The organism is Yersinia bercovieri ATCC 43970 (genome assembly GCF_013282745.1).
Taxonomy (GTDB): domain Bacteria; phylum Pseudomonadota; class Gammaproteobacteria; order Enterobacterales; family Enterobacteriaceae; genus Yersinia; species Yersinia bercovieri.
Genome location: NZ_CP054044.1, coordinates 3,169,872 through 3,192,566, shown reverse-complemented (window position 1 = coordinate 3,192,566; position 22,695 = coordinate 3,169,872). Strand labels below are relative to the sequence as shown.

Genomic DNA, 22,695 nt, shown 5'->3' with positions numbered 1-22,695 from the left:
TACATTACACCTATTTTAATAAACGTAAAGATCATGAAAAAGTTCGCCGAACTCTCTATTTTAACAAAATTACTCTCCGGATTCTCTGTTGTTATTGTCATGATGTTGTTACTTGGCGCAGTAGCGCTATCTCAGTTAAGTAGCAATAACGCCAGACTAGAGGCCTATCGAGACAGTTGGTTACCAGGTGTCCGTTATGCCCTGGAAATGCGCGGTGTTTTGGCAGAATTACGGCTACAGCAAGTGCAATACATCGCCTCATCGACAGAAAAAGAGCGTGAAGGCCACCGGTTGGAGATTTTACAGGCCGTTGATAACTTCCGTGCAGCACAAAATCGATTTTTAAAGTTACCTGAAGGCTATAATGACTCCGAATTATTTAAGAGAATAATGTCAGACTTTGATAATTTCTCTCAGGCAAACAGTTTCGTTATTGATGCGGTTAATAATAATCAATTAGCTGAAGCCAGTAAGATAAGCGGCGATACCTCCAGAAAATACCGCACGCAGTTAATGAAAGATTTAGCTGAATTGGTGGTGCTAGAAGTTCAGGGGGGAGAAAAAGCAGCAACCGAGGGTCAGCAAAGTTTTAATACGGCTAAAAGCTTACTGCTCGCTCTATTATTATTCGCAGTTCTTATTTCAGCGTTGCTTGCTAGCATGATTGCTCGCAATTTATCCCGTTTATTGGGCGGAGAGCCGGCTTACGCGGTAGCTATTATGGGGCATATCGCGGCTGGCAACTTATCAACTGAAATAAAGCTTCGCCCTGGTGATAAAAATAGCCTACTGGCTTCCTTGAACACAATGAATCAGCAGTTGAAGAGCACTATTAATGAGATCATGCATGGTAGTGAGTCAATTTCTGTTGCATCAAATCAAATTGCACAAGGCAATACTGATTTATCACAACGCACTGAAGAGCAAGCATCTTCACTTATCCAAACCTCTGCCAATATGCAGGAGTTAACCCAAACCGTGCGGCAAAATGCTGATAATGCACGGCAAGCAAGTGAATTGGCTGTCAATACCGCCGCTACAGCAACCGAAGGGGGAGTTATTGTTGATGAAATGCTACTTCGTATGCAGGAAATATCAAATAGCTCGAAGAAAATTGTCGATATTATTGCTGTGATTGAGGGGATAGCTTTCCAAACCAATATATTAGCCCTAAATGCTGCCGTTGAAGCTGCCAGAGCAGGTACAGAAGGCAAAGGGTTCGCCGTTGTTGCAAGTGAAGTGCGAACATTGGCCCAAAAAAGTGCAAATGCAGCGAAAGAAATTAAGCTGCTCATTGTTGGTACGGTTGAAAAAATTAATGCCGGTTCAGAGCGTGCTGACCATGCCAGTCAGGCAATGGGTGAGATTGTTGATTCGGTAAGTAAAGTTGCACATATTGTTGGCGAAATATCTATTGCGTCACAAGAGCAACATATTGGTATTCAAGAAATCGGCATTGCGGTAGAACAAATGGACCAAGTGACGCAACAGAATGCGGCATTGGTTGAGGAGGCCGCAGCCGCGGCGCAATCATTAACTGAGCAAGGTGCGGAATTACGTCAGGTTATTCGCTTCTTTCAGATTAATGGCCCCGCAGTAAGCTAGGAAAATAATGAGCAAGAGCTAAGTCCAATAAGTACCAGGGACTTAGCTCTTAGCCCTAGTATTAATGAAATTCATGTTATTTATGACAACAAATCTTTCAGCACCCAAAGACTGACACTTCCACCATTCACTGGAAATACCGCCTCCCCCGCGTCATCGGTAGTAATAGTAGCGGGGTGATTACCTAAATAGTCGGCGAACTCTTTATTCGGGAAATCTGCACCAAGTGCAATTGTTTTTTCATTTTCAGCGCTATTAGAAAGGATGACGACACAGCCGGGATCTTCCTCCGTGCCTGCACGAACAAAAGCGATACAGTTCTTATCATCAAAATAATCTGTCTGCGCTCCATGAGCGAAACGTTTCCTGGCTTGAATTAACTTTTCTAACTCAGTAACAACCGGCATTTCTATCTGATAAGTTCCGCCATCATCACCACTATCTTCATAATTGGCACCGAAAAGATCAGGATAGAAAATACAGGGGATGCCCTGTTCACGAATTAAAATCAGCGCATAAGCTAACGGCTTAAACCAAGGTTCAACCGGGGCCTCCAGTGATTGTAGGGGTTGAGTATCATGATTAGCGACTAAAGTTATAGTATGCATTGGATCAACTTCGATTAATGAGCCATTGAATACTTTCGTTAAATCAAAATCCTCACCTTGTTTAGACGCGTCGTGAAAATTGTGATGTAAAGCGACATCAAACAGCATCGCATTACCCTCTACCCGCGCCAAATACTGCTGTAATTTTTCAATATCCGGTGACCAATATTCAGCAATAATTAGCAGATCTCGTCCCGCTTTACTTCGTACATGCTCTATCCACTCTTTAAAAAACCAGGCAGGAATGTGTTTCACTGCATCCAAACGAAAACCATCAATTGGCAGTGAATCAAGCAGCCATTCACCCCAATATTTTAACTCACCCATCACCGCAGGATTACGGAAATCAATATCCGCCCCCATCAGATAATCAAAATTACCTAATTCATCATCAACCTCGCTATTCCAACCCTCATCACTATAATTATTTACGATTTTAAAAATACCTTCATCTGACGGCTCTTCAATATAATCAACCCCAGAAAAGCACTGCTTATCCCAGATAAATGATGAGTAAGTTTGATGGCGTCCAGGGAATGTAAAACGGGTATAAGCCTGGGCGTCAATAACCTCATCATCAATTTCAGTCCGGTTTTCAGGATTCACTTTGCGAACACTAACTTGCTCTTTTTCGTCGGCACCCATTTTGTGATTGAATACCACATCAAAAAGTACTTTTATATCCACTTCTTTTAATCGATTAATCGCATTCAGCAGCCCCTCTTTATCGCCATATTTTGTCGCCCGCGTTCCCTTCTGATCAAATTCGCCCAAATCAAATAAGTCATAGGTGTCATACCCGACAGAGTAGCCTCCGGAGGCACCTTTATAGGCAGGAGGAAGCCAAACAAAATTAATCCCAAGCTGACTGATATGCTCCGCTCGTTCAGAAACTTCCTGCCATAATTTGCCACCGTCTGGGTAGTACCAATGGAAAAACTGGAAAATCGTGGGATTTTTCATAGGCTTGATAGCTCCATTTTACCTTCTACCCCATAGTATGGCCCACTTTATAAAAATTGGACTGATAATAAGGTAATAGACTGTGTATTCCTTTTGAGAGTGCGTTAATGTGAAAGCCGTTTATCTATATTAGAAATATGAGGCTTAAATGAATATAGTGGATATTCCATTTGGTATCACCGATTGGTCAACAATAGATAAAACCGAGCATAAAGGAGAGCACGGTGTTGCCTATTGGCGAACACAGAATTTTGGCAGCATAAGAGTGCGTATGGTTGAGTACAGTGCGGGATATCTGGCAGACCACTGGTGTTCCAAAGGCCATATTTTGCTCTGCATTGGCGGTGAATTAAGCACTGAATTGGATGATGGCCGAATTTTTATATTAAAGGCAGGGATGAGTTATCAGGTTGCGGATCATGCGGAAGCACACCGTTCGTCAGCAATCTCAGGGGCTAAACTTTTTATTGTCGATTGAACCAGAGTCGCGCCGAATGCCGACTTTTTTGTGTGTCAGCTAACAGCCCGTCCTCGACTGTTAGCTGAAATAACATTTTATTACTGCCCTTCAGGTAGTGAGTCAACCGGATTATCCGGATATAAAACCCGAATACGGCGCCTGACAATTTCAACCTGAAATGCGGCCATCACTGCGATTATAATCAGGATTTCACCAAAACCACCTTGTTCCGTTGGCTGATTATAAAGGTATTGCAGTGTGCCAATAATCCATTTAGACCCGACAAGCAGCAGGAATAAAGTAATGGTCAGTGGTGTCCCTTTACAAAAAATACGTCCATCTGCTTCACGCCAAATTTCTATAAGGCGGCCTTGTAAAACACCAATGACAATACTAAAGACAACACCGCTACCTAACACCAACCAGGAGGTCATTGTCGCTGGCATATATGTGCCACCCACGACCAAACCGACCATCCCGTATACCCAAGCCCATTTAAAACGAGCGGGACCTAGCGGCACCTCGTGACTGGCCGACTGACGGTACAAGGCAAAAAGTGTTAGCACCAGAATAATCAGTATTTGTACGGGAGTCATCGCTATCTCCTTCAAGAGAAGCATCTAGTCAGGGATAAAGCACTTTAATCGTGATAATGACCAACTGCACTAGCAATACATGCATGCTTTATCAGTCTTTGGAGAAGCCAGAACGATTAGCAATCATTCGCCAATCGCGCTGTACAAAGTTTAGCCTATTTATCGACAAATAACACTATTGCAATAATATTAATCCCATCTCACATTCGTATTAATTAGTTTAAGCTATCAGATATTAACCCTCGTGACTCAGTCAACTAATCCCAACTACCAAATGTTGCAGGGGTAATAATATTCAGCGCACTCGCCAGTCTATTTAATCGTCGCATGGTAATGCTAGACTAGCAGTGCTTTTTATTAGGCAATAATAGACTCATTTAACGAGATAAATAGATGACTCAAAATATTTATGATGACCAAGCTTTTTTTCAGCTTATGCCAAACTTAGCCGCTCAGTCGATGGGCTGGATGGTGCAACTGAGTGGCCAGCAATCCGCCAAATCCTACCACCACTGTCTGGCCGTAAAGTTGCAGATCTCGGCTGTAGTTATGGTTGGTTAATTGCAGATAACGGGCGAAAATTGAACTTTATTACCAGTATGCATATCTGTTGTATATGAATATTCTTGAGTCAACAGATGGGCTACGAATGAAAAAACTTTTAATTATCTTAACTATTCTGATTGGTTCTATCGTGTTGATAACCTTTACTACACATGTGGCGTGCATGGAACTGATTGAGTTTATTATGCAAAAAATCGGAGTTCGTTGTTATATGAAGAGATTAGTAAATATAATAAATGGCTTTTTAAACTCAGGACTGCGTGGCTTAATTGAGCAATTAAGTTAAGTTAAATTAAATTTAATAGTTATCGAGCTTTTCTGGCGGCCAGTTTGCACATTGATAAGGAACATAGCGGTGTTTTTTTGTTCACATGCCTTTTGCAGTGAAATCAAGCGAAAAATTAACACCTGAAATGAGAGAAATGGGGGTTGACGGAAATAAGGCCTGAAAGGCTGGAGTAAAAATAATCGGAATAGAAGATTTTCGATTTTATGATTTAAAGCATACATGCCAAGATTGGTTAGTTCAATCCGGCGATCCTATTTCTGTATTACAAGAAATGGGTGGTGGGAGTCAATTGAAATGGTTAAAAAATACACTCATCTTTCACCAAGTTATTTAACTCAACATGCTAAAAAAATAAGCAAGATATTAAGCATTAATGGCACAAACATGACACGTTAATAGAATTGAAATATATTTAATGCGATCTAACTCATTGATTTTGTTGGTGGGTCGTGGCGGGTTCGAACCGCCGACCAATTGATTAAGAGTCAACTGCTCTACCAACTGAGCTAACGACCCAACGGCGATAATTATTCTCCTGTTAGCCTTAGCTGTCAAACACTTCATCGGATTTTTCTCTTTATACTCGGTTATTTCCGCCATCGCAGATTAATTATTCATCTGATACTGACGATTATTGTTAGTTATGTAAGTTCATGTTGTAATTCCACGCGCTGTGATGAACTTAACAAAATTCAGTGTATGAAATATCAACACTGGAAAACGAGGCGTATTGTGTAATTATTGTTACTGAAATATTAAATTATTCGCAAAACATGATGTAAATATAGAAAAATCAGACAGACAGACAGGTTAAGACCAAAGAGCCAACATAGAGCTCAACAACTTCACAAATACAGGAAGAGGGAATGGGAAAGATGGTAGACCAATCCAAGATAGTGGCAGAGCCTTTGCCGGAACCTGAAGAGCACCTTCAAAGGAATCTCTCCAACCGCCATATTCAACTAATTGCTATTGGCGGTGCCATAGGTACTGGGTTGTTTATGGGATCGGGTAAAACCATCAGCCTTGCCGGGCCGTCGATCATTTTCGTCTATATGATTATCGGTTTTATGTTGTTTTTCGTGATGCGAGCAATGGGTGAACTGTTGCTATCGAATCTAAAATATAAGTCATTCAGTGATTTTGCCGCTGACCTACTTGGCCCTTGGGCCGGATTTTTCACTGGCTGGACCTACTGGTTTTGTTGGGTCATCACCGGGATCGCCGATGTGGTCGCCATTACCGCTTATGCGCAATTCTGGTTCCCCGGTTTCTCCCAATGGGTCGCCTCACTGTTAGTGGTTTTACTACTGCTATCACTGAATTTAGCGACGGTAAAAATGTTCGGTGAAATGGAGTTCTGGTTCGCCATGATTAAGATCGTGGCCATCGTGGCTCTGATTTTTGCCGGGTTGACCATGGTGTTAATCAGCTATCACTCCCCTTCCGGCACGACCGCGTCATTTACCCATTTATGGAGTGATGGCGGGATGTTCCCGAAAGGCATCAGCGGCTTCTTTGCCGGTTTCCAGATCGCTGTTTTTGCGTTTGTGGGTATTGAGTTAGTCGGGACCACCGCCGCTGAAACCAAAGATCCTGAAGTGGTATTGCCCCGCGCTATCAACTCCATTCCTATCCGCATTATTATGTTCTATGTTTTCTCATTGATTATGATTATGTCGGTGACCCCATGGAGCTCGGTGGTTGCGGATAAAAGCCCGTTTGTTGAGCTATTCGTGTTGGTCGGGTTGCCCGCAGCCGCAAGTGTAATCAACTTTGTGGTCTTGACCTCCGCCGCCTCTTCAGCCAACAGCGGCGTATTCTCCACCAGCCGTATGCTGTTCGGGCTGGCAAAAGAGGGTGATGCACCAAAGCAATTTGGTAAGTTGTCACGCCGCTCTGTTCCGGCCTCTGGCCTGACATTCTCTTGCATCTGCCTGCTAGGCGGTGTGGTGCTGATCTACCTGATCCCGAATGTCATGACCGTCTTCACACTGGTCACCACGGTTTCGGCGATTCTGTTTATGTTTGTTTGGACCATTATCCTTTGCTCTTATTTGGTCTATCGCAAAAGACGTCCAGCGCTGCATAAAAAATCGATCTACAAAATGCCAGCCGGTATTTTCATGTCTTGGCTCTGCATGGCGTTCTTCGCCTTCGTGCTGGTGCTGCTAACCTTGGAGAGTGATACTCGTCAGGCACTGATGGTCACGCCGCTGTGGTTTGTGATACTGACCATCGGCTATCTCATCTTGAAGAGACGCAAAACCCAGCTGTTCGACAGTGATAACCGCTAAGTTATCCGGCGTCAGAGCCTCTCTGACGCCAATTTTCTCTGCCCTTTTCAGCTATCCCTAGCTTGCCGAACAACATGAGGATGCGACCGCCTATCAGCAAGGTGCTTTTAACATTATCCATTACACCAGACACACAAACTCTTTGTGATGCAAGGCGGTAAAGATTTACTCCATGTGGAGTTGCTGGCCCTGCCAGGATAGCTGTGTCACCGCGGATGTCGCGACGCCATCCGTGGTTTCTCCCCCCACCAGAATCACCCTATTATTATCCTGAATAGAAACACCGTAACCCAGTGGTTGAGGCAATTTACCTGCCAGTTGCCACTGGCCATCTACCTGCGCATAAACCTCTTGTTGCCACTGTTTTTTCAACCCCTTGTGCGCATAAAGTTGACCTGCACTGAACTGTTGCCAGGCCCCGGGGAAATTGGCGCCGCCAGCCACCAACACCGCGTTATGGCTGACACCGGAAAATGCCCCTGCCAACCCCTCTTGCGCCGCTCCCTTTTCTACCCCGATCAAATCGGGCAGTTGCTGCCATTTCAGCTCTGCGCCCTGCTTCTCCCCCTGCCAAACTGCCGCAGTCCGCAAACCGGGCTTAATTTCACCATTAATTAATATCAGCCGATTATTCATGGCAATTATTGCTGATCCGGCGGTGCCTAAAAATGGCACCTGACCGCCACTTTTCCACTGATTCTTGGTTGGCTCATAAATAAGCACATCACGGTTATAGAAATAGTCAGCGGGGGCCTGATCAAAATAGGCATTAATCACTGCGCTCTTCTGCGTTTCATTGCTTCCGGCTGTCGCCAAATCAGCGAAATAACCATCAAAAACCGCTTTATTTACCCCCCCGAGCAGCAGCACCTGAGTGCCATCCAAGGTGGTGGCCGCCGTGCCGACCAAGCCACGCGGAGCGCGCGTCGCCAACTGCTGCCATTGATTCGTTGATGGATCAAATCGGTAGACATCATTCAGCGCCCGCACTTGAGTATCACTGGCGCTACTTTTGCCCACGCCACCAAAGACATAGAGTTTCCCATCCAGCGCCACCGTGACAGATTGCTCTCGCGGTTGTCCGGGGAAATCCGCTATTTTCTGCCAACCGCTGCTGAGGTTATCCGTATCAAGGTGAAACCAGGATTGGCCGGCACTGCCCAGACCAATATATAAATGGTTATTCACCCGCGCACCCGTCCCGTTTTTAAAGGGAACCGGCACATCCGGATAGTGCCGGGCGTTGGCCTGCGGCAAGGAGAAGCTCACTAATAGTGTGAGCGCGCTAAACAGTACTACTCTTGCACTCCATTTTTTCTTATATTGACGGTATATCTGAGTCATCGGTGGTGTTCCCCATTGATCAATAATTCAGGCGAGTGTGTGCTGGCTAATTGCCGAAAACAAAACTCCACTTTAATAATTAAAATGGAGCTTAACTATCAATCAAGATATTAACCGCGCCGGGTTCTGTCAATATGGATGGCAAGTAACTGTGATAAATAACCCGGTGATGGGGTAGATATTGGGCTGAGATAATCAGCAAAATAGGCCGTGATGTGACTGTCTGCCAGGCGTCGGGAAGATGTCGGGTTACTGTCGTGGTGATGTCGAACGCGTGCGCGTAGGTTTGCCGGTATACCAACCAACCCCATGGGGAGCTTAATATGAATCTTTATCGTATTCGCGAATTACGGCAGGCTCGCGCCTGGTCACAAGAGCAGTTAGCCGAACTTTGCAGTCTTAATGTGCGCACTATCCAGCGAGTAGAGAGTGGCGAGCAAGCTAGCCTGGAAACCTTGAGTGCCATTGCCGCAGTTTTGGAGCTGAAAGTCAGCGAGCTCTACACCCCCGGTGCCAGCCAGCAACAAGCGGCACCCGCTGATGCCGTTGACCAGCGGGTACTTGATGCCCGTGATGCCGTTGACAATGAAATGGCTTTTTTACGCCAATTACTGCGCGCGGTTATCCTGTGTGCACTGCTGTTTGCCATTAACTGGTTCACCTCACCGGATTATATGTGGGCATGGTGGGTCGTGCTTGGATTGGGTATCCCATTAGGGCTAAGGGCCATTAATATGTTTTTACTGGGCAATTGGCTGGAGCGCTGGCAGCAAAAGCGCCTGCAAAAGAAGCTACGTAATCTGTGATAATAGCTAAAACTCAAGGGCAGCCCAAAAGTTGCCCTGAGTGACATCACCCCGCTAAAGCTGAGAGCGGATAATCCTTTTCATGTATCGCCAAAATAATATTAGCACCATGCCAATCAGTATTATCGCTATTAATCATAATATATGAATCTCTAGATTAATTATTAACTCCTCATGCTTATTATTATTTTTAGCTTGGTAATCACCCAACAAGCAGCCATAAATTATGCATACTGAAACATAAACAATTAAAAATCTATTACTATAAAAAGATCTGTTATTTTAAATAGTAGCATGTTAGATCTATAGACCCCTTTTTGCACATTGCACACAACTTCAAACTGGAGTATTTATGGACGTTACAAATAATCAATTTGAAATTAATTGCACTAAAATGCGAAATGCTTTTTCTCACTGTTTTGACTGGGATAATGTAGCCATTAACTATGCCATGGTTGATATTAAAAAGAAGAAAATAGATGGAATAACCAGTGATTATGAGTGGCACTTATTATGTTGGGAAGATGATTTAGACTTACGTATTAGCGAGCGATTAGCTACGGGAGTACAATACTGGGAGAACTACTCATCAATATTTTCAGAAACACTATTTAAATTTAAAAATAAAAAATACAAAGAAAAAGTAGATATGTGCACTTGCCATGGCTCAGTATTCGAATTAATTTCTGTAAATTCAACAAAAGCATTACCCCCTAAAGATATAATGGCGTTCCTAAAGTTTAAACCTATATTAAGTGATTACACTAATAAATTATGGAAAAAGCAGCATCCGCAAGAGACCGCGCTACCACTAAGAGAGGAGATTACACTTGATAAAATCGCAGCCAATAATATGTACGAAGATTCACTTGATTATCACCCCTATATGCGTTTTGGCAAGATTCGCTTTACCCGCAAGGAGATCTCGACTATTCGACTTTTACTTTCACATCGACAAGTCAAAGAGATTGCCACATTTCATGGCTGCACCGTGACGACCGAGCGAGCACGTATTCACCATATAAAAGAGAAACTCAATTGTCAGCATCAATCATCTGCCTCATTATTCAAAGCGCTTAAAGATCATGGGGTAACATTAGCTTGTCTGGACGTTCTTATCAAAACAACCCAATAAAACAGTGTGATAGATTGAGGGAATAGGATGAAATGGAAATTCAGATTAGGGGCAGTAGCCGGTAATACATTGGAATATTATGATATTGCGGTATTTGCAGCGATATCTATGTATCTGAGTGCCGAATTCGCGCGGCAAGGGTATCAAAATCCCGAAAGTATCGTCTGGGGTATATTTGCCTTAAGATTTATCACAAGGCCGCTGGGTGGATATATTATTGGCCGTTATGCGGATCAAGCTGGCCGGAAAGCCGCATTAGTCCTCACCAGTTTAATCACCGGGCTTGCGACTCTCTGTATGGCATTATTACCCATCAATACATTGGGCTATTATGCGCCCTTAGTCGTTTTGCTATTACAAATGACATTATCACTTAGCTTTGGTGGTGAAGTGGCCTCGCTAACCACTTACCTTTTCGATGACCCTGCAACTAATGAGCGCGCCAGAATTTGTAGTTTGATTGTTGGTAGCTCTCTTATTGGGGTTCTCGCATCACTGATTATTGTCTATCTACTTGAGCACACTCTTGACTCGGAAACTATGCAAACCGTCGGCTGGCGAATTCCTCTACTGCTTGGCATCGTCAATATCGCCGTAAGTTTTTGGTTTAGGATTAAATTACCCAGCCAAGCGACAATGGCTTATAAGCGCCGGGTTAATTGGGTCGATGCCATGCATATATGTTTGATTATGGCTCCGGCTACCACTGTTTTCTATGCACAAAACATGTCAATGTCGATAATACGGGAGTCGCTACATATAGGTGATTTTAAAAATCTTTATGCGATATTTTCCACCGCTCTGTTCTGCCTGCTATTGATGTTAACTGGCTGGCTAGCAGACAGATATGCCAGTGCATCAAAAGTATTTGCATGGGGGGTGTATAGCTTAATCATATTTTCAACACCTCTCTACTTGCTCTTATCCAGCACTATTTTTGAGTTTGTTCTATTGGCGCAGCTATTTATTAGCGCCAATGCAGCCATGATATTGTGCGGTAACTTATCTGTTATAGCGCAAGTAGCAAAGGGTCACACCGCAACTATGGGGGTTGGTTGCAATATCTCAATCAGTTTATTTGGTGGTATGACGCCATTAATTATTGATAGCCTATTACCCTATGGTCTGACTTATGCGGGGATATATATCTCCCTCTCCGGCTTCGCACTCCTATTGTCATATTGGATTTTTAAAACACGTTATTAGCTGCACCCTATTTGCTTATCTCAGCGCGTTGTCCATGCTTCACTTTCTGTGCGGGCAAAGTTGCAGCCTGCTGGTATTGGCGTATGGTTAATATGTGTCATAAGCAGCGACTATGATGACCTCATCAGCGTTATTCAATATATTTGATTGGAGCAAAGCGAGATGGCGAAAATTTTAGTACTTTACTACTCCATGTATGGACATATCGAGACACTTGCCGGTGCAATAGCCGAAGGTGCAAAGAAAGTCAGCGGCGTTGAAGTGACGATAAAGCGCGTGCCAGAAACCATGCCTGCCGAGGCTTTCGCCAATGCGGGCGGTAAAACGGGCCAACCCGCGCCGGTGGCCACACCGCAAGAGTTAGCCGATTACGACGGTATCATTTTTGGTACACCAACCCGCTTTGGTAATATGGCCGGACAGATGCGCACCTTCCTCGATCAAACCGGCGGCTTATGGGCATCTGGTGCGCTATACGGCAAGGTCGCCAGCGTATTCTCCTCAACCGGTACCGGTGGCGGGCAAGAACATACCATTACCTCAACCTGGACCACGCTGGCACATCACGGTTTTATCATTGTCCCTATCGGTTATGGTGCTAAAGAGTTATTTGATGTTTCGCAGACTCGCGGTGGCACCCCCTATGGCGCTACCACTATTGCCGGTGGGGATGGCTCCCGTCAACCTAGCGCTGAAGAGCTGGCGATTGCCCGTTTCCAGGGTGAGCATGTGGCGAAAATTACGGCCAAGCTGAAGAGCTAAAGGCCATAAAAAAGCACCGTGTGAAAACGGTGCTCAAGGTTATTGATAAAGCCGCCTGAGCGGAGAGAACATGCAGATCGTAAAGACGCCGTAAAATCATCCCTGGCGCGGACGCTTTACTCTTCTACCTCTCCTCACCGTTATCGATCGAGTCGTCGGTGTTTAAAATTAAGTGACGAGCAGATTTAGGCTTCGAGCAGAGCTTGGGCTAAATAGTGATTGGCATCCGCCACACCCGGTAGCGTGAAGAAATATCCGCCGCCAATGGGCTTAATGTACTCTTCCAACGCCTCACCGTTCAGCCGTTTTTGTACCGTCAGAAAGGCTTTTTCTAAATCAGATTGGTAGCAGACAAATAGTAACCCCATATCTAATTGCCCCGAATTGGAGACACCCAGCGAGTAGCTGTAGCCACGGCGCAGCATCAGGTTACTCTGGGTGGCTATGGTTCGTGGATTGGCCAGACGAATATGTGAGTCCAGGTTAATCACTTTGCCATCGGGATCTTTGCTGAAATCCGGCTCATCGTGCTCATGCACCATGCCCAGCGGCGCGCCACTGTGCTTATCACGACCAAAAATGGTTTGCTGTTCCTGCAATGGGGTGCGATCCCAAAACTCTACTTTAAAGCGGATAATTCGTGCCGCCTGATAACTTCCGCCGACAGCCCATGCCGGTTCGCCAGCCCCCTCCTGTACCCAAACCACTTGATTGATCAAGGGCTTATCACTGGTTTTTGGGTTCGCGGTGCCATCTTTAAAACCCAACAAGTTGATAGGCGTCTCTTTGCCTTTACTGCGAGCCGCATGGGCTGAGATAAAGCCCTCGCGCTTCCAGCGAACACTGAGAAGATCTGGTGAGTGCTTAATGATATCGCGCAGTGCATGGATCACGGTTTCATTGGTATTGGCGCAAATTTGCAGTAATAGATCACCATGACAGAGAGCCGCATCCAGTGAATCATTCGGGAAACGTGTCATTCTCTGCAACCGCAATGGTTTTTGCCCCTGCAAACCAAAGCGCTGGTCAAACAGTGAATCACCGACGGAAACCGTGATCGTCAGGTTATCCGGGTAGATTTCTGGCCCCATAATACCCGAGTCCAGCGGTGGCAATTTGGCATTGACTGATGGCGCATCTCCGCCGGTGGTCAAAAAGGCGATGCGCTCGGTCAGCAGTTTGAACAAGCGGGTCAATGCGGCTTTATCCGCTGCCAGCACATCAAATGCCACCAGCATCATTGCCGCCTGTTGTGGGGTTAATATGCCGGATTGATGCTGACCGTAAAAGGGCTGTTTCTGCCAACGTTCATCCTGGGCAGACGATACCTCAGGGGCTGGGCAATCCGCCGCACGAGCAACTTTTGCCCCACCGAGCGCCAGTGCGCCACTCATCACCCCCATACCCAGCAGTAGGCGCCGACGGGACGGCAAAGCCGCCCCGCTATTTTGCTGATACGATCCCTGTTGTGGGCCGGTTTTCTGACTCATGCTTAATGCCTCAATCCAGACCTAATACACCACGCAACTGAGCAAGATCTTCCGCCAGCGCCGTAATTGGCCCTTTCATCGCATTACGATCGGCATCGGTTAACTTCTCGTAGGACTCATAGCCCTCTTTAGTGCGGTATTTAGCCAATACGCTATCCACTGTTTTGAAGTTGGCATCGATTTTTTGCAGCAGCGGCTTATCGGCTTTTTCCAGCAGTGGCCGCAGCAGATTGACAATTTTCTGTGCGCCATCAACGTTGGCCTGGAAATCCCACAAATCAGTGCGGCTGTAACGATCCTCTTCACCGCTGATTTTACTGGCCGCAACTTCTTCAATTAAGCCCGCAGCCCCGCCAACCACTTTATTCGGCGCAAATGTCAGGCCGGTAATGCGTTTTTGCAGCTCCAGGGTATCCAGATAGAGTTGGTCGGCAAATTTATCTGCACCTTTGGTGGTATTGTCGCCAAACAGGATTTTTTCTAAACGGTGGAAACCAGTAAATTTCGGATCAGCGGCTTTCTGCTCAAAGTCATCCTCACGGGCATCGATACTGCCATCTAGATCAGAGAACAGTTCCGCAATCGGCTCAATGCGCTCGTAATGCTGGCGCGTCGGCGCGTACAATTTACGGGCCAGGGCCAGATCCCCTTTTTTCACCGCATCGGTAAAGGCTTTCGTTTGAGTGACTAACTGGGCAACCTCTTGTGTGACATAAACTTTATATTCAGCGATCGGCCGAACCAATGCCATGGCATCCGGTTTCACTGCTGTTTCAGCACCAGCCGCCGTGACGGTCAACTTACCTTTCGGATTGCTCAGCAAACCGCAGGTCATATCATATTCACCCGGTTCCAGATTAGCGGTCATCTTTTGGGTAAAACCAGGGGCGATATTTTCACGCTCCTCAACCACCATGACACCTTTGAGGATCTCCCACTCCAGACCTTTCTGGCTGACATTATGGACAATAAACTGAGTTTTACCGGCGGGAATAGTCAGCGCCATTGGTTCGCACTGCTTATCATTAACCGTGATTTTAACTTGTGGAATATCAGCAGCTTGTGCGTTGATAGCCACAGCAGGCAGTGCCAGTAGAGCGGCGTGCAAAGCAGTGCGACGGAAGAACCGGTTAGACATGTGATAAATCCCTGAATGATTAGTTAGTTTTCCGCACAGCAGGTACGGTTGAGGCCGCCGTGGTGCGTGGTGGAAGGAAAAAGAGGATTAATGCCGGAATCAGATAGATAAAGTAGACTGCCACTTCACTGACTGTTGGCGCTTCTTGGTAGCCGAACATGCCTTCGAGGAAGGTGCCGAGCAGTGAGTGGGTCGAGAGCACATTGGTCAGATCAAACGCAATAGCTTGGAAATGGTTCCACAGACCCGCTTCATGGAAAGCTCTTATCGCGCCCGCGGCAAGCCCTGCGGCAACAAATAGAATAAACAGGCTGGTCCATTTAAAGAATTTCGCCAGATGCAACTTAATGCCGCCCCAGTAGATAGCCATACCGACCAGAATGGCGCAGGTCAGCCCCAATATTGCGCCGATGGGTGCGCCCATACCGACATCCTGCTGGAAAGCCGCCAGTAAGAAGAACACCGATTCAAGCCCTTCACGGGCCACGGCAAAAAACACCATTGCCACCAAGGCCCAGCCCTGACTACGACCAGAGTTTAGCGCGCTATCGATAGCACCTTCCAAATGCGTTTTCACCGACTTGGATACTTTGCGCATCCAGAAAACCATATAGGTTAATATGCAAACTGCCACCACCGCGATGACCCCTTCAAACAGCTCTTGCTGCTTTTGTGGGAACTCACCGGTGGTTTCATTAATAAAGATGCCGATAGCCAGGCAGAGCGCCGCCGCTGTTATCACGCCAATCCAAACTGCCCCCATCCATTGACCGCGTTGAGTACGTTTAAGATAGCTGGCGATCAAACTAACAATCAGCGCGGCCTCCAGCCCTTCACGAAACATAATAAGAAATGGGACGAACATGCCAGAACCCCTGCGGTAGGTATGGGTATAACTTGATGATGACAAGTAATGTCAATTGGCGTAAAGAAAAGTAAAACTTAAAACGATAGTGATTATCATTCTGTTAAAAAGAAATTCAATAGACGCCGTAAGAATATTGTTAATCAAAGTGTGGCAAATTGTTTCTAATTGGTTAGATAACAAATAAATTCATCAAGATAGCCATTCATATCACCACCAAAGGCACACAGGATTTTCTGTAAAAAAAAAGCCCCCGGTAAAAACAGGGGGCCGATGTAAGTAGAGCCAACGTGGTGATTAAACGGTTTTGAACTCAGCTTCAGCATGGTGGAAACGTTCGGTAATCGCATTGCTTGGTGTTTTACCCATCAAGCTCACGACAACAATGGCGATACTGGCAAACACGAAACCTGGGATAATTTCGTACAAGCCCAGCCAGGCGTACTGTTTCCAGACGATAACGGTGATAGCACCAATCAGCATCCCCGCCAACGCGCCATTACGGGTCATGCGTGGCCAAGTCACCGAGATGAGCACCACTGGGCCAAATGCAGCGCCAAAGCCCGCCCATGCATAACTCACCAAACCAAGAACCCGGTTATCGGGGTCCGCTGCCAGCGCAATGGCAATTAATGCCACTAGCAACACCATGGCACGGCCTACCCAAACTAACTCTTTCTGGCTAGCTTTTTTACGCAGGAAGGCTTTATACAGATCTTCTGTCAGCGCGCTGGAGCACACTAGCAGTTGGCAGCTTAAGGTACTCATTACCGCCGCCAGGATCGCGGAGAGCAAAATACCGGCAATCCATGGATTGAACAGCAGTTTGGCTAACTCAATGAATACCCGCTCACCATTTTGGCTGACGTTCCCCGCGTGTTCCGGGTGGTTTTCAAAGTAAGCAATACCAAAGAAGCCCACCGCGATAGTCCCTGCCAGACAGAGGATCATCCAGGTCATACTGATGCGGCGTGCACTACGAATAGTCCGATGGGAGTCTGCCGCCATGAAACGCGCCAGAATATGTGGTTGACCGAAATAGCCTAAACCCCAGCCCAATAATGAGAGAATCGCAACCAGGTTTAGCCCTTTGAACATATCAATATTGGCTGGATTTTTCGCAGCGATAACCATCATTGATGTATCGATACCACCCACAGCCAGAATAACGATAATCGGCGTTAATATCAGGGCGAAAATCATCAGTGTTGCCTGCACGGTGTCGGTCCAACTGACCGCCAGGAAACCACCAATAAAGGTATAAGCGATAGTGGCAGCAGCACCGGCCCACAATGCAGTGCTGTAACTCATATCAAAGGTACTTTCGAACAGACGTGCACCGGCAACAATGCCTGAAGCACAATAGATGGTAAAGAAGACCAGAATAACCACGGCTGATATCACCCGTAGCAATTTACTTTTATCTTCAAAGCGGCTGGTGAAATAATCCGGCAGTGTCAGCGCATTATTATTGGCTTCGGTATGCACCCGCAAACGCCCTGCAACCAACTTCCAGTTAAGGTAAGCACCAATCGTCAAACCAATGGCTATCCAGCTTTCCGAGATACCCGACAGGAAAATAGCACCCGGCAGCCCCATTAATAGCCAGCCACTCATATCGGAGGCACCGGCAGAGAGTGCAGTCACCACACTGCCTAAACTTCGTCCGCCCAGAATGTAATCATCAAAGTTATTGGTTGCCCGGTAGGCCATAAGGCCAATCAATATCATCCCAAAAATGTAAACTAAAAAAGTCACCAACATTGGTGTATTCATGGTCATGCAACGTCTCCATAGTGCGTATTATCGTTTTAATATGTCCCGCTATTTTTAGTTCTTCTCTCTGAGTGCGGCGTCATGTTTATCTCTGGCGGTCGGAACGTGACACTCAGTTGCACCAGGGACGAACGATTAACCTCAGATAAATTATCAGTACAACTATTTGCTAGCAAACCGCTATCTTGCGATGGTTATCCTAGTGGAGGACTTTCTCCACCCACAACAATTTAAACAATTTATTTACAAAAAATTCACGCCACATCACATTAATCCCTGTCTGGAGTGACACCTTCCATAACAAAATGAGTCACACCTTAGGTAAACACTCCACAAACCCTATTATTATTAGGGTTAGTCACCATGCTACGTAATATTCTCGTCATCGCCCCTGCTGATTAATTGTTAAAAACCGGACTAATTTCACAGTTCATTCACGAACCTGATTTAACACGGTTGCACAAAGTTGCAACATGATTGATATTGTCTGAAATAAAATGATAACTCCCCTTATAAAAGGAGCCTGGCAGCATGGCTAGTACCACAATGGGTGTGAAACTCGATGAAGCAACACGCGACCGTATCAAGGCCGCAGCACAACATATTGACCGCACACCCCACTGGCTGATCAAGCAAGCCATTTTTAACTATTTAGAGCGGCTGGAGAGTGGCAGTGAATTACCTGAGCTACCAACCACCCATGCCCCCCCTCAATCCGAAGCGGACGACATTATGCCGCAAGTCGCTGACAGCGCCCACCAGCCATTTTTAGATTTTGCCGAGCAGGTGTTGCCACAATCAGTGGCCCGCGCCGCCATCACTGCCGCTTACCGCCGCCCGGAAACAGAAGCTATCCCCATGCTACTGGCGCAAGCACGTTTGCCCGCTGATTTAGCGCAAGCGACACATTCACTCGCCTACTCCATTGCCGAGAAGCTACGTAATCAAAAAAGTGCGAATGGCCGCGCAGGTATCGTGCAAGGTTTGCTACAGGAGTTCTCCCTCTCTTCGCAAGAGGGCGTGGCATTGATGTGCCTGGCGGAAGCGCTGCTGCGTATTCCCGACAAACCTACCCGTGACGCGCTGATCCGCGATAAAATCAGCAACGGCAACTGGCACTCCCATCTGGGCCGCAGCCCATCTATGTTTGTCAATGCCGCCACCTGGGGCCTGCTATTTACCGGGCATCTGGTCTCTACCCATAATGAAGTCAAACTCTCCGGTGCATTGAACCGCATTATCGGCAAAGGTGGCGAACCCCTGATCCGCAAAGGCGTGGATATGGCGATGCGCCTGATGGGTGAGCAATTCGTCACCGGTGAAACCATTGCCGAAGCATTGGCCAATGCCCGTAAGCTGGAAGATAAAGGGTTCCGCTACTCTTACGATATGTTGGGGGAAGCCGCACTGACTGAAGCTGACGCACAGGCCTATCTGCTCTCCTACCAGCAGGCGATCCACGCCATTGGTAAAGCGTCGAATGGACGCGGAATTTATGAAGGGCCGGGGATCTCAATCAAACTTTCCGCCCTGCATCCCCGCTATAGCCGTGCTCAATACCAGCGAGTGATGGATGAGCTTTACCCGCGATTACTGTCGCTCACCCTGCAAGCCCGCCAGTATGACATCGGGATCAACATTGATGCAGAAGAGGCCGATCGTCTGGAAATTTCACTCGATCTGCTGGAAAAACTCTGCTTTGAGCCAAAACTTGCCGGTTGGAATGGTATCGGCTTCGTGATCCAGGCTTACCAGAAGCGCTGCCCGGCAACTATTGATGCTGTGATAGATATGGCTCAGCGTAGCCGCCGCCGGCTGATGATTCGTCTGGTCAAAGGGGCTTATTGGGACAGCGAAATTAAGCGCGCCCAAGTGGAGGGCTTAGAGGGTTATCCGGTCTATACCCGCAAAGTGTATACCGATGTCTCCTATCTGGCCTGCGCCCGCAAATTACTGGCGGTGCCTAGCCTGATTTACCCTCAATTTGCAACCCATAACGCCCATACCTTAGCGGCGATTTACCATCTCGCAGGGCAGAATTACTACCCCGGCCAGTATGAGTTCCAATGCCTGCATGGCATGGGTGAACCGCTGTATGAGCAAGTGGTGGGGAGAGTCGCCGACGGCAAACTGAACCGCCCATGCCGTATTTATGCACCGGTAGGCACTCATGAAACCCTACTCGCCTATCTGGTGCGCCGCCTGTTAGAAAACGGGGCGAATACTTCATTTGTGAACCGCATTGCGGACGCCACACTGCCGCTGGATGAGCTGGTCGCAGACCCGGTCAGTGCCGTAGAGGCTATTGCGGCAACTGAAGGTCAGCTCGGTTTACCGCATCCACGCATTCCATTGCCGCGTGAGTTGTACGGCAAACAGAGGGCCAATTCCAGCGGGTTAGATCTGGCCAACGAACATCGCCTGGCCTCACTCTCCAGCGCCCTGCTCACCAGTGCCAGCCAGGTGTGGCGGGCAGAACCTATCATTGATGCCGAGCTAGATAGTGGCGTTGAGCTTGATAACAGCGCATTGCAGCCAGTGATCAATCCGGCGGAACCGATGGATATCGTCGGTTACGTACGCGAAGCCACGGAGGCTGAGGTCAGCCGCGCCCTGGATGCTGCCGCCAGTGCGGGTGCTATCTGGTTTGCCACACCACCGGCTGAGCGCGCCGCAATCCTGGTGCGTGCCGCCGAGTTGATGGAAGCTCAGATGCAAACCCTGATGGGGATACTGGTTCGCGAGGCGGGTAAAACCTTCAGTAATGCCATTGCCGAAGTGCGCGAGGCCGTTGATTTCCTCCACTATTACGCCGGACTGGTGCGAGATAATTTCGCCAATGACAGCCACCGCCCACTAGGCCCGGTGGTCTGTATCAGCCCGTGGAACTTCCCGCTGGCTATCTTTACCGGTCAAGTCGCCGCTGCACTGGCGGCCGGTAACAGTGTGCTAGCGAAACCAGCAGAACAGACGCCGCTGATTGCCGCGCAGGCGGTGCGTATCTTGTTGGAAGCCGGCACTCCTCGCGGTGTTTTGCAACTGTTACCGGGCCAGGGTGATAGTGTCGGGGCAGCACTGGTAAATGATGACCGCGTGCGCGGCGTGATGTTTACCGGCTCCACTGAAGTGGCGGCCATTTTGCAACGCAGCATTGCAGGCCGACTCGACCCGCAAGGTCGTCCAACGCCACTGGTTGCCGAAACCGGGGGCCTCAATGCCATGATCGTCGACTCATCAGCACTCACCGAACAGGTGGTGACGGATGTGGTGGCCTCCGCCTTCGACAGTGCCGGGCAACGCTGCTCTGCCCTGCGTATTCTCTGTGTTCAGGATGATGTTGCTGAGCATACGTTACAGATGTTACGTGGCGCGATGGCTGAATGCCGCATGGGCAATCCTGAGCGCCTCTCTACCGATATCGGGCCGGTGATTGATGCCGACGCTAAAGCCGGTATTGAGCGCCATATTCAAGCAATGCGCGCCAAAGGGCGTAAGGTTTACCAAGCGGCGCGCGCCAACACGCAGGATGAGCAAGAGTGGCAACGCGGCACCTTTATCAAGCCGACACTGATCGAGCTGGAGAGCTTTGATGAGTTGCAAAAAGAGATCTTCGGGCCGGTGCTGCATGTCGTGCGCTTCCAGCGCCAGAACCTCAGCACGCTAATCGATCAAATAAATGCATCGGGTTATGGTTTAACTTTAGGTATTCATACCCGTATTGATGAAACCATTGCCCATGTCACTGAAAAAGCCAAAGTGGGCAACCTCTACGTTAACCGCAATATGGTCGGGGCCGTAGTGGGTGTCCAACCTTTCGGTGGTGAGGGGCTATCCGGAACCGGGCCGAAAGCCGGCGGGCCACTCTACTTATATCGTCTGCTGTCCCATCGGCCAGAAGATGCGGTGATTAACACACTGGCGCAGCAGGATAGTGAGTCGGCACCCAATATCGCTGGCCGTGAAACATTGCAAACTGCCCATCAGGCACTGATCAAGTGGATGGGCGAACAGCAGCGGGGTGAGTTGCGCTCGTTGGCACAGCGCTATGGCGAACTGGCGCAAGGGGGCACTGTCCGCTTGCTACCAGGGCCGACCGGTGAACGCAACACCTATGCCCTGCTCCCCCGTGAGCGTGTTCTCTGCCTGGCGGATAACGAAGCGGATACACTGCTGCAACTGGCTGCCGTATTGGCCGTCGGCAGTGAGGTTTTATGGTCGGAAAATGGCGTACAAAAAGATCTGTTGCGCAAATTACCTGCGGTAGTGCAAGCGCGCATTACCCTCACCGACAATTGGCAAACGGCGAATATCACCTTTGATGCCGCCATCTACCATGGCGATGTCGATCAGCTACGCACGGTCTGCGAGCAGATCGCGCAAATCAATGGGCCGATTGTCTCGGTGCAAGGCTTTGCCCGTGGTGAAACGAATATCTTGCTCGAGCGCCTGTTAATTGAGCACTCCCTCAGTGTCAATACCGCAGCGGCGGGCGGTAATGCCAGTCTGATGACTATCGGCTAGTTTTGCAGATTAGCGGTTTGGCAAATTCGCGTTGCAATCATCCACCCTCAGGCCCCTCTCGGGGCCTCTATTTTTACCTCACCAATAGCATGGTTTGTGGCTCACTCTTCGAGATGGCTCGCATCACATAATGCAAAACCGCAACAAAACCATTTTCTTCTGGCAGCATCCCGCACCCTTCACTTGACATCCTTGCGCTCTTGGTTGCCATTAACCCATTATTAATTCAAGCAAATGACTGAGATGTTTACGGCCCTAGCTTTCTTCTGA

At 47.7% G+C, this 22,695-nt stretch carries 15 protein-coding genes, 1 tRNA gene and 2 pseudogenes; 9 read left to right on the top strand and 9 right to left on the bottom strand.

All coding sequences use genetic code 11. The features are described 5' to 3' along the window. Positions 1-33 precede the first annotated feature (33 nt). The gene (locus tag HRK25_RS14375; RefSeq protein ID WP_005275548.1) at positions 34-1,605 is read left to right on the top strand and encodes a methyl-accepting chemotaxis protein; all 1,572 of its coding nucleotides are present in this window, start codon (positions 34-36) and stop codon (positions 1,603-1,605) included. Between the two features lie 80 nt (positions 1,606-1,685). Here HRK25_RS14375 and amyA read toward each other — a convergent pair whose 3' ends face one another. Beyond that, positions 1,686-3,176, bottom strand: a complete 1,491-nt coding sequence (gene amyA / locus HRK25_RS14370) for an alpha-amylase (RefSeq protein WP_005275550.1) — start codon at positions 3,174-3,176, stop codon at positions 1,686-1,688. 148 nt (positions 3,177-3,324) lie between these two features. Here amyA and HRK25_RS14365 point away from each other — a divergent pair, with 148 nt between their 5' ends. Continuing rightward, positions 3,325-3,654 (top strand): DHCW motif cupin fold protein, encoded by a 330-nt coding sequence (locus tag HRK25_RS14365; protein WP_032898142.1) that lies wholly within the window; start codon positions 3,325-3,327, stop codon positions 3,652-3,654. Between the two features lie 80 nt (positions 3,655-3,734). On the opposite strand, the gene HRK25_RS14360 is transcribed toward HRK25_RS14365, so the two are convergent. Continuing rightward, positions 3,735-4,232 (bottom strand): hypothetical protein, encoded by a 498-nt coding sequence (locus HRK25_RS14360; protein WP_032898143.1) that lies wholly within the window; start codon positions 4,230-4,232, stop codon positions 3,735-3,737. Positions 4,233-4,625: 393 nt separating this feature from the next. Between HRK25_RS14360 and HRK25_RS14355 the strand changes: the two are divergent. Next, positions 4,626-4,789 (top strand): annotated as a pseudogene (locus HRK25_RS14355) (SAM-dependent methyltransferase); the annotation flags it as partial. A 736-nt stretch (positions 4,790-5,525) separates the two neighbouring features. On the opposite strand, the gene HRK25_RS14350 reads toward HRK25_RS14355, so the two are convergent. Then, positions 5,526-5,601: transfer RNA gene (locus tag HRK25_RS14350), tRNA-Lys, on the bottom strand. Positions 5,602-5,960: 359 nt separating this feature from the next. Between HRK25_RS14350 and cycA the strand changes: the two genes are divergently transcribed. Further along, entirely contained in the window at positions 5,961-7,382 is a 1,422-nt protein-coding gene (cycA, locus tag HRK25_RS14345; protein WP_173361785.1) for a D-serine/D-alanine/glycine transporter, read from the top strand. Positions 7,383-7,547: 165 nt separating this feature from the next. Here cycA and HRK25_RS14340 read toward each other — a convergent pair whose 3' ends face one another. Then, positions 7,548-8,726: an N-acetylneuraminate epimerase gene (locus tag HRK25_RS14340; protein WP_005275564.1), complete on the bottom strand. Its 1,179-nt coding sequence runs from the start codon at positions 8,724-8,726 to the stop codon at positions 7,548-7,550. A gap of 323 nt (positions 8,727-9,049) precedes the next feature. On the opposite strand from HRK25_RS14340, the gene HRK25_RS14335 reads away from it, so the two are divergent. From HRK25_RS14335 to wrbA, 4 genes are all read left to right on the top strand, one after another. Beyond that, positions 9,050-9,532, top strand: coding sequence for a helix-turn-helix domain-containing protein (locus HRK25_RS14335; RefSeq protein WP_005275565.1), 483 nt, complete (start codon positions 9,050-9,052; stop codon positions 9,530-9,532). Between the two features lie 352 nt (positions 9,533-9,884). Continuing rightward, on the top strand, positions 9,885-10,667 hold the full coding sequence (locus HRK25_RS14330; protein ID WP_005275567.1) for a helix-turn-helix transcriptional regulator: 783 nt from the start codon (positions 9,885-9,887) through the stop codon (positions 10,665-10,667). A gap of 27 nt (positions 10,668-10,694) precedes the next feature. After that, positions 10,695-11,873: an MFS transporter gene (locus HRK25_RS14325; protein ID WP_005275569.1), complete on the top strand. Its 1,179-nt coding sequence runs from the start codon at positions 10,695-10,697 to the stop codon at positions 11,871-11,873. Positions 11,874-12,035: 162 nt separating this feature from the next. Continuing rightward, the gene (gene wrbA / locus HRK25_RS14320) at positions 12,036-12,635 is read left to right on the top strand and encodes an NAD(P)H:quinone oxidoreductase (protein WP_032898149.1); all 600 of its coding nucleotides are present in this window, start codon (positions 12,036-12,038) and stop codon (positions 12,633-12,635) included. Here wrbA and HRK25_RS20460 read toward each other — a convergent pair. From HRK25_RS20460 to putP, 5 genes and pseudogenes are all read right to left on the bottom strand, one after another. Further along, positions 12,632-12,736 (bottom strand): annotated as a pseudogene (locus HRK25_RS20460) (gluconate 5-dehydrogenase); the annotation flags it as partial. The gene wrbA and the pseudogene HRK25_RS20460 sit on opposite strands and share 4 nt — an antisense overlap. 84 nt (positions 12,737-12,820) lie before the next feature. Further along, positions 12,821-14,125, bottom strand: coding sequence for an iron uptake transporter deferrochelatase/peroxidase subunit (gene efeB / locus HRK25_RS14315; RefSeq protein ID WP_005275575.1), 1,305 nt, complete (start codon positions 14,123-14,125; stop codon positions 12,821-12,823). Positions 14,126-14,135: 10 nt separating this feature from the next. Further along, positions 14,136-15,263 carry an iron uptake system protein EfeO gene (gene efeO, locus HRK25_RS14310; RefSeq protein ID WP_005275578.1) on the bottom strand — a complete coding sequence of 376 codons (1,128 nt, stop codon included), beginning with the start codon at positions 15,261-15,263 and terminating at the stop codon, positions 14,136-14,138. A gap of 19 nt (positions 15,264-15,282) precedes the next feature. Further along, a complete protein-coding gene (gene efeU, locus HRK25_RS14305) occupies positions 15,283-16,128 on the bottom strand; it encodes an iron uptake transporter permease EfeU (protein ID WP_032898150.1) in 846 nt (281 codons plus the stop codon). A 297-nt stretch (positions 16,129-16,425) separates the two neighbouring features. Then, positions 16,426-17,910 (bottom strand): sodium/proline symporter PutP, encoded by a 1,485-nt coding sequence (putP, locus tag HRK25_RS14300; protein ID WP_005275586.1) that lies wholly within the window; start codon positions 17,908-17,910, stop codon positions 16,426-16,428. Between the two features lie 525 nt (positions 17,911-18,435). On the opposite strand from putP, the gene putA reads away from it, so the two are divergent. After that, on the top strand, positions 18,436-22,425 hold the full coding sequence (gene putA / locus HRK25_RS14295) for a trifunctional transcriptional regulator/proline dehydrogenase/L-glutamate gamma-semialdehyde dehydrogenase (protein ID WP_032898151.1): 3,990 nt from the start codon (positions 18,436-18,438) through the stop codon (positions 22,423-22,425). The last annotated feature ends 270 nt before the right edge of the window (positions 22,426-22,695 follow it).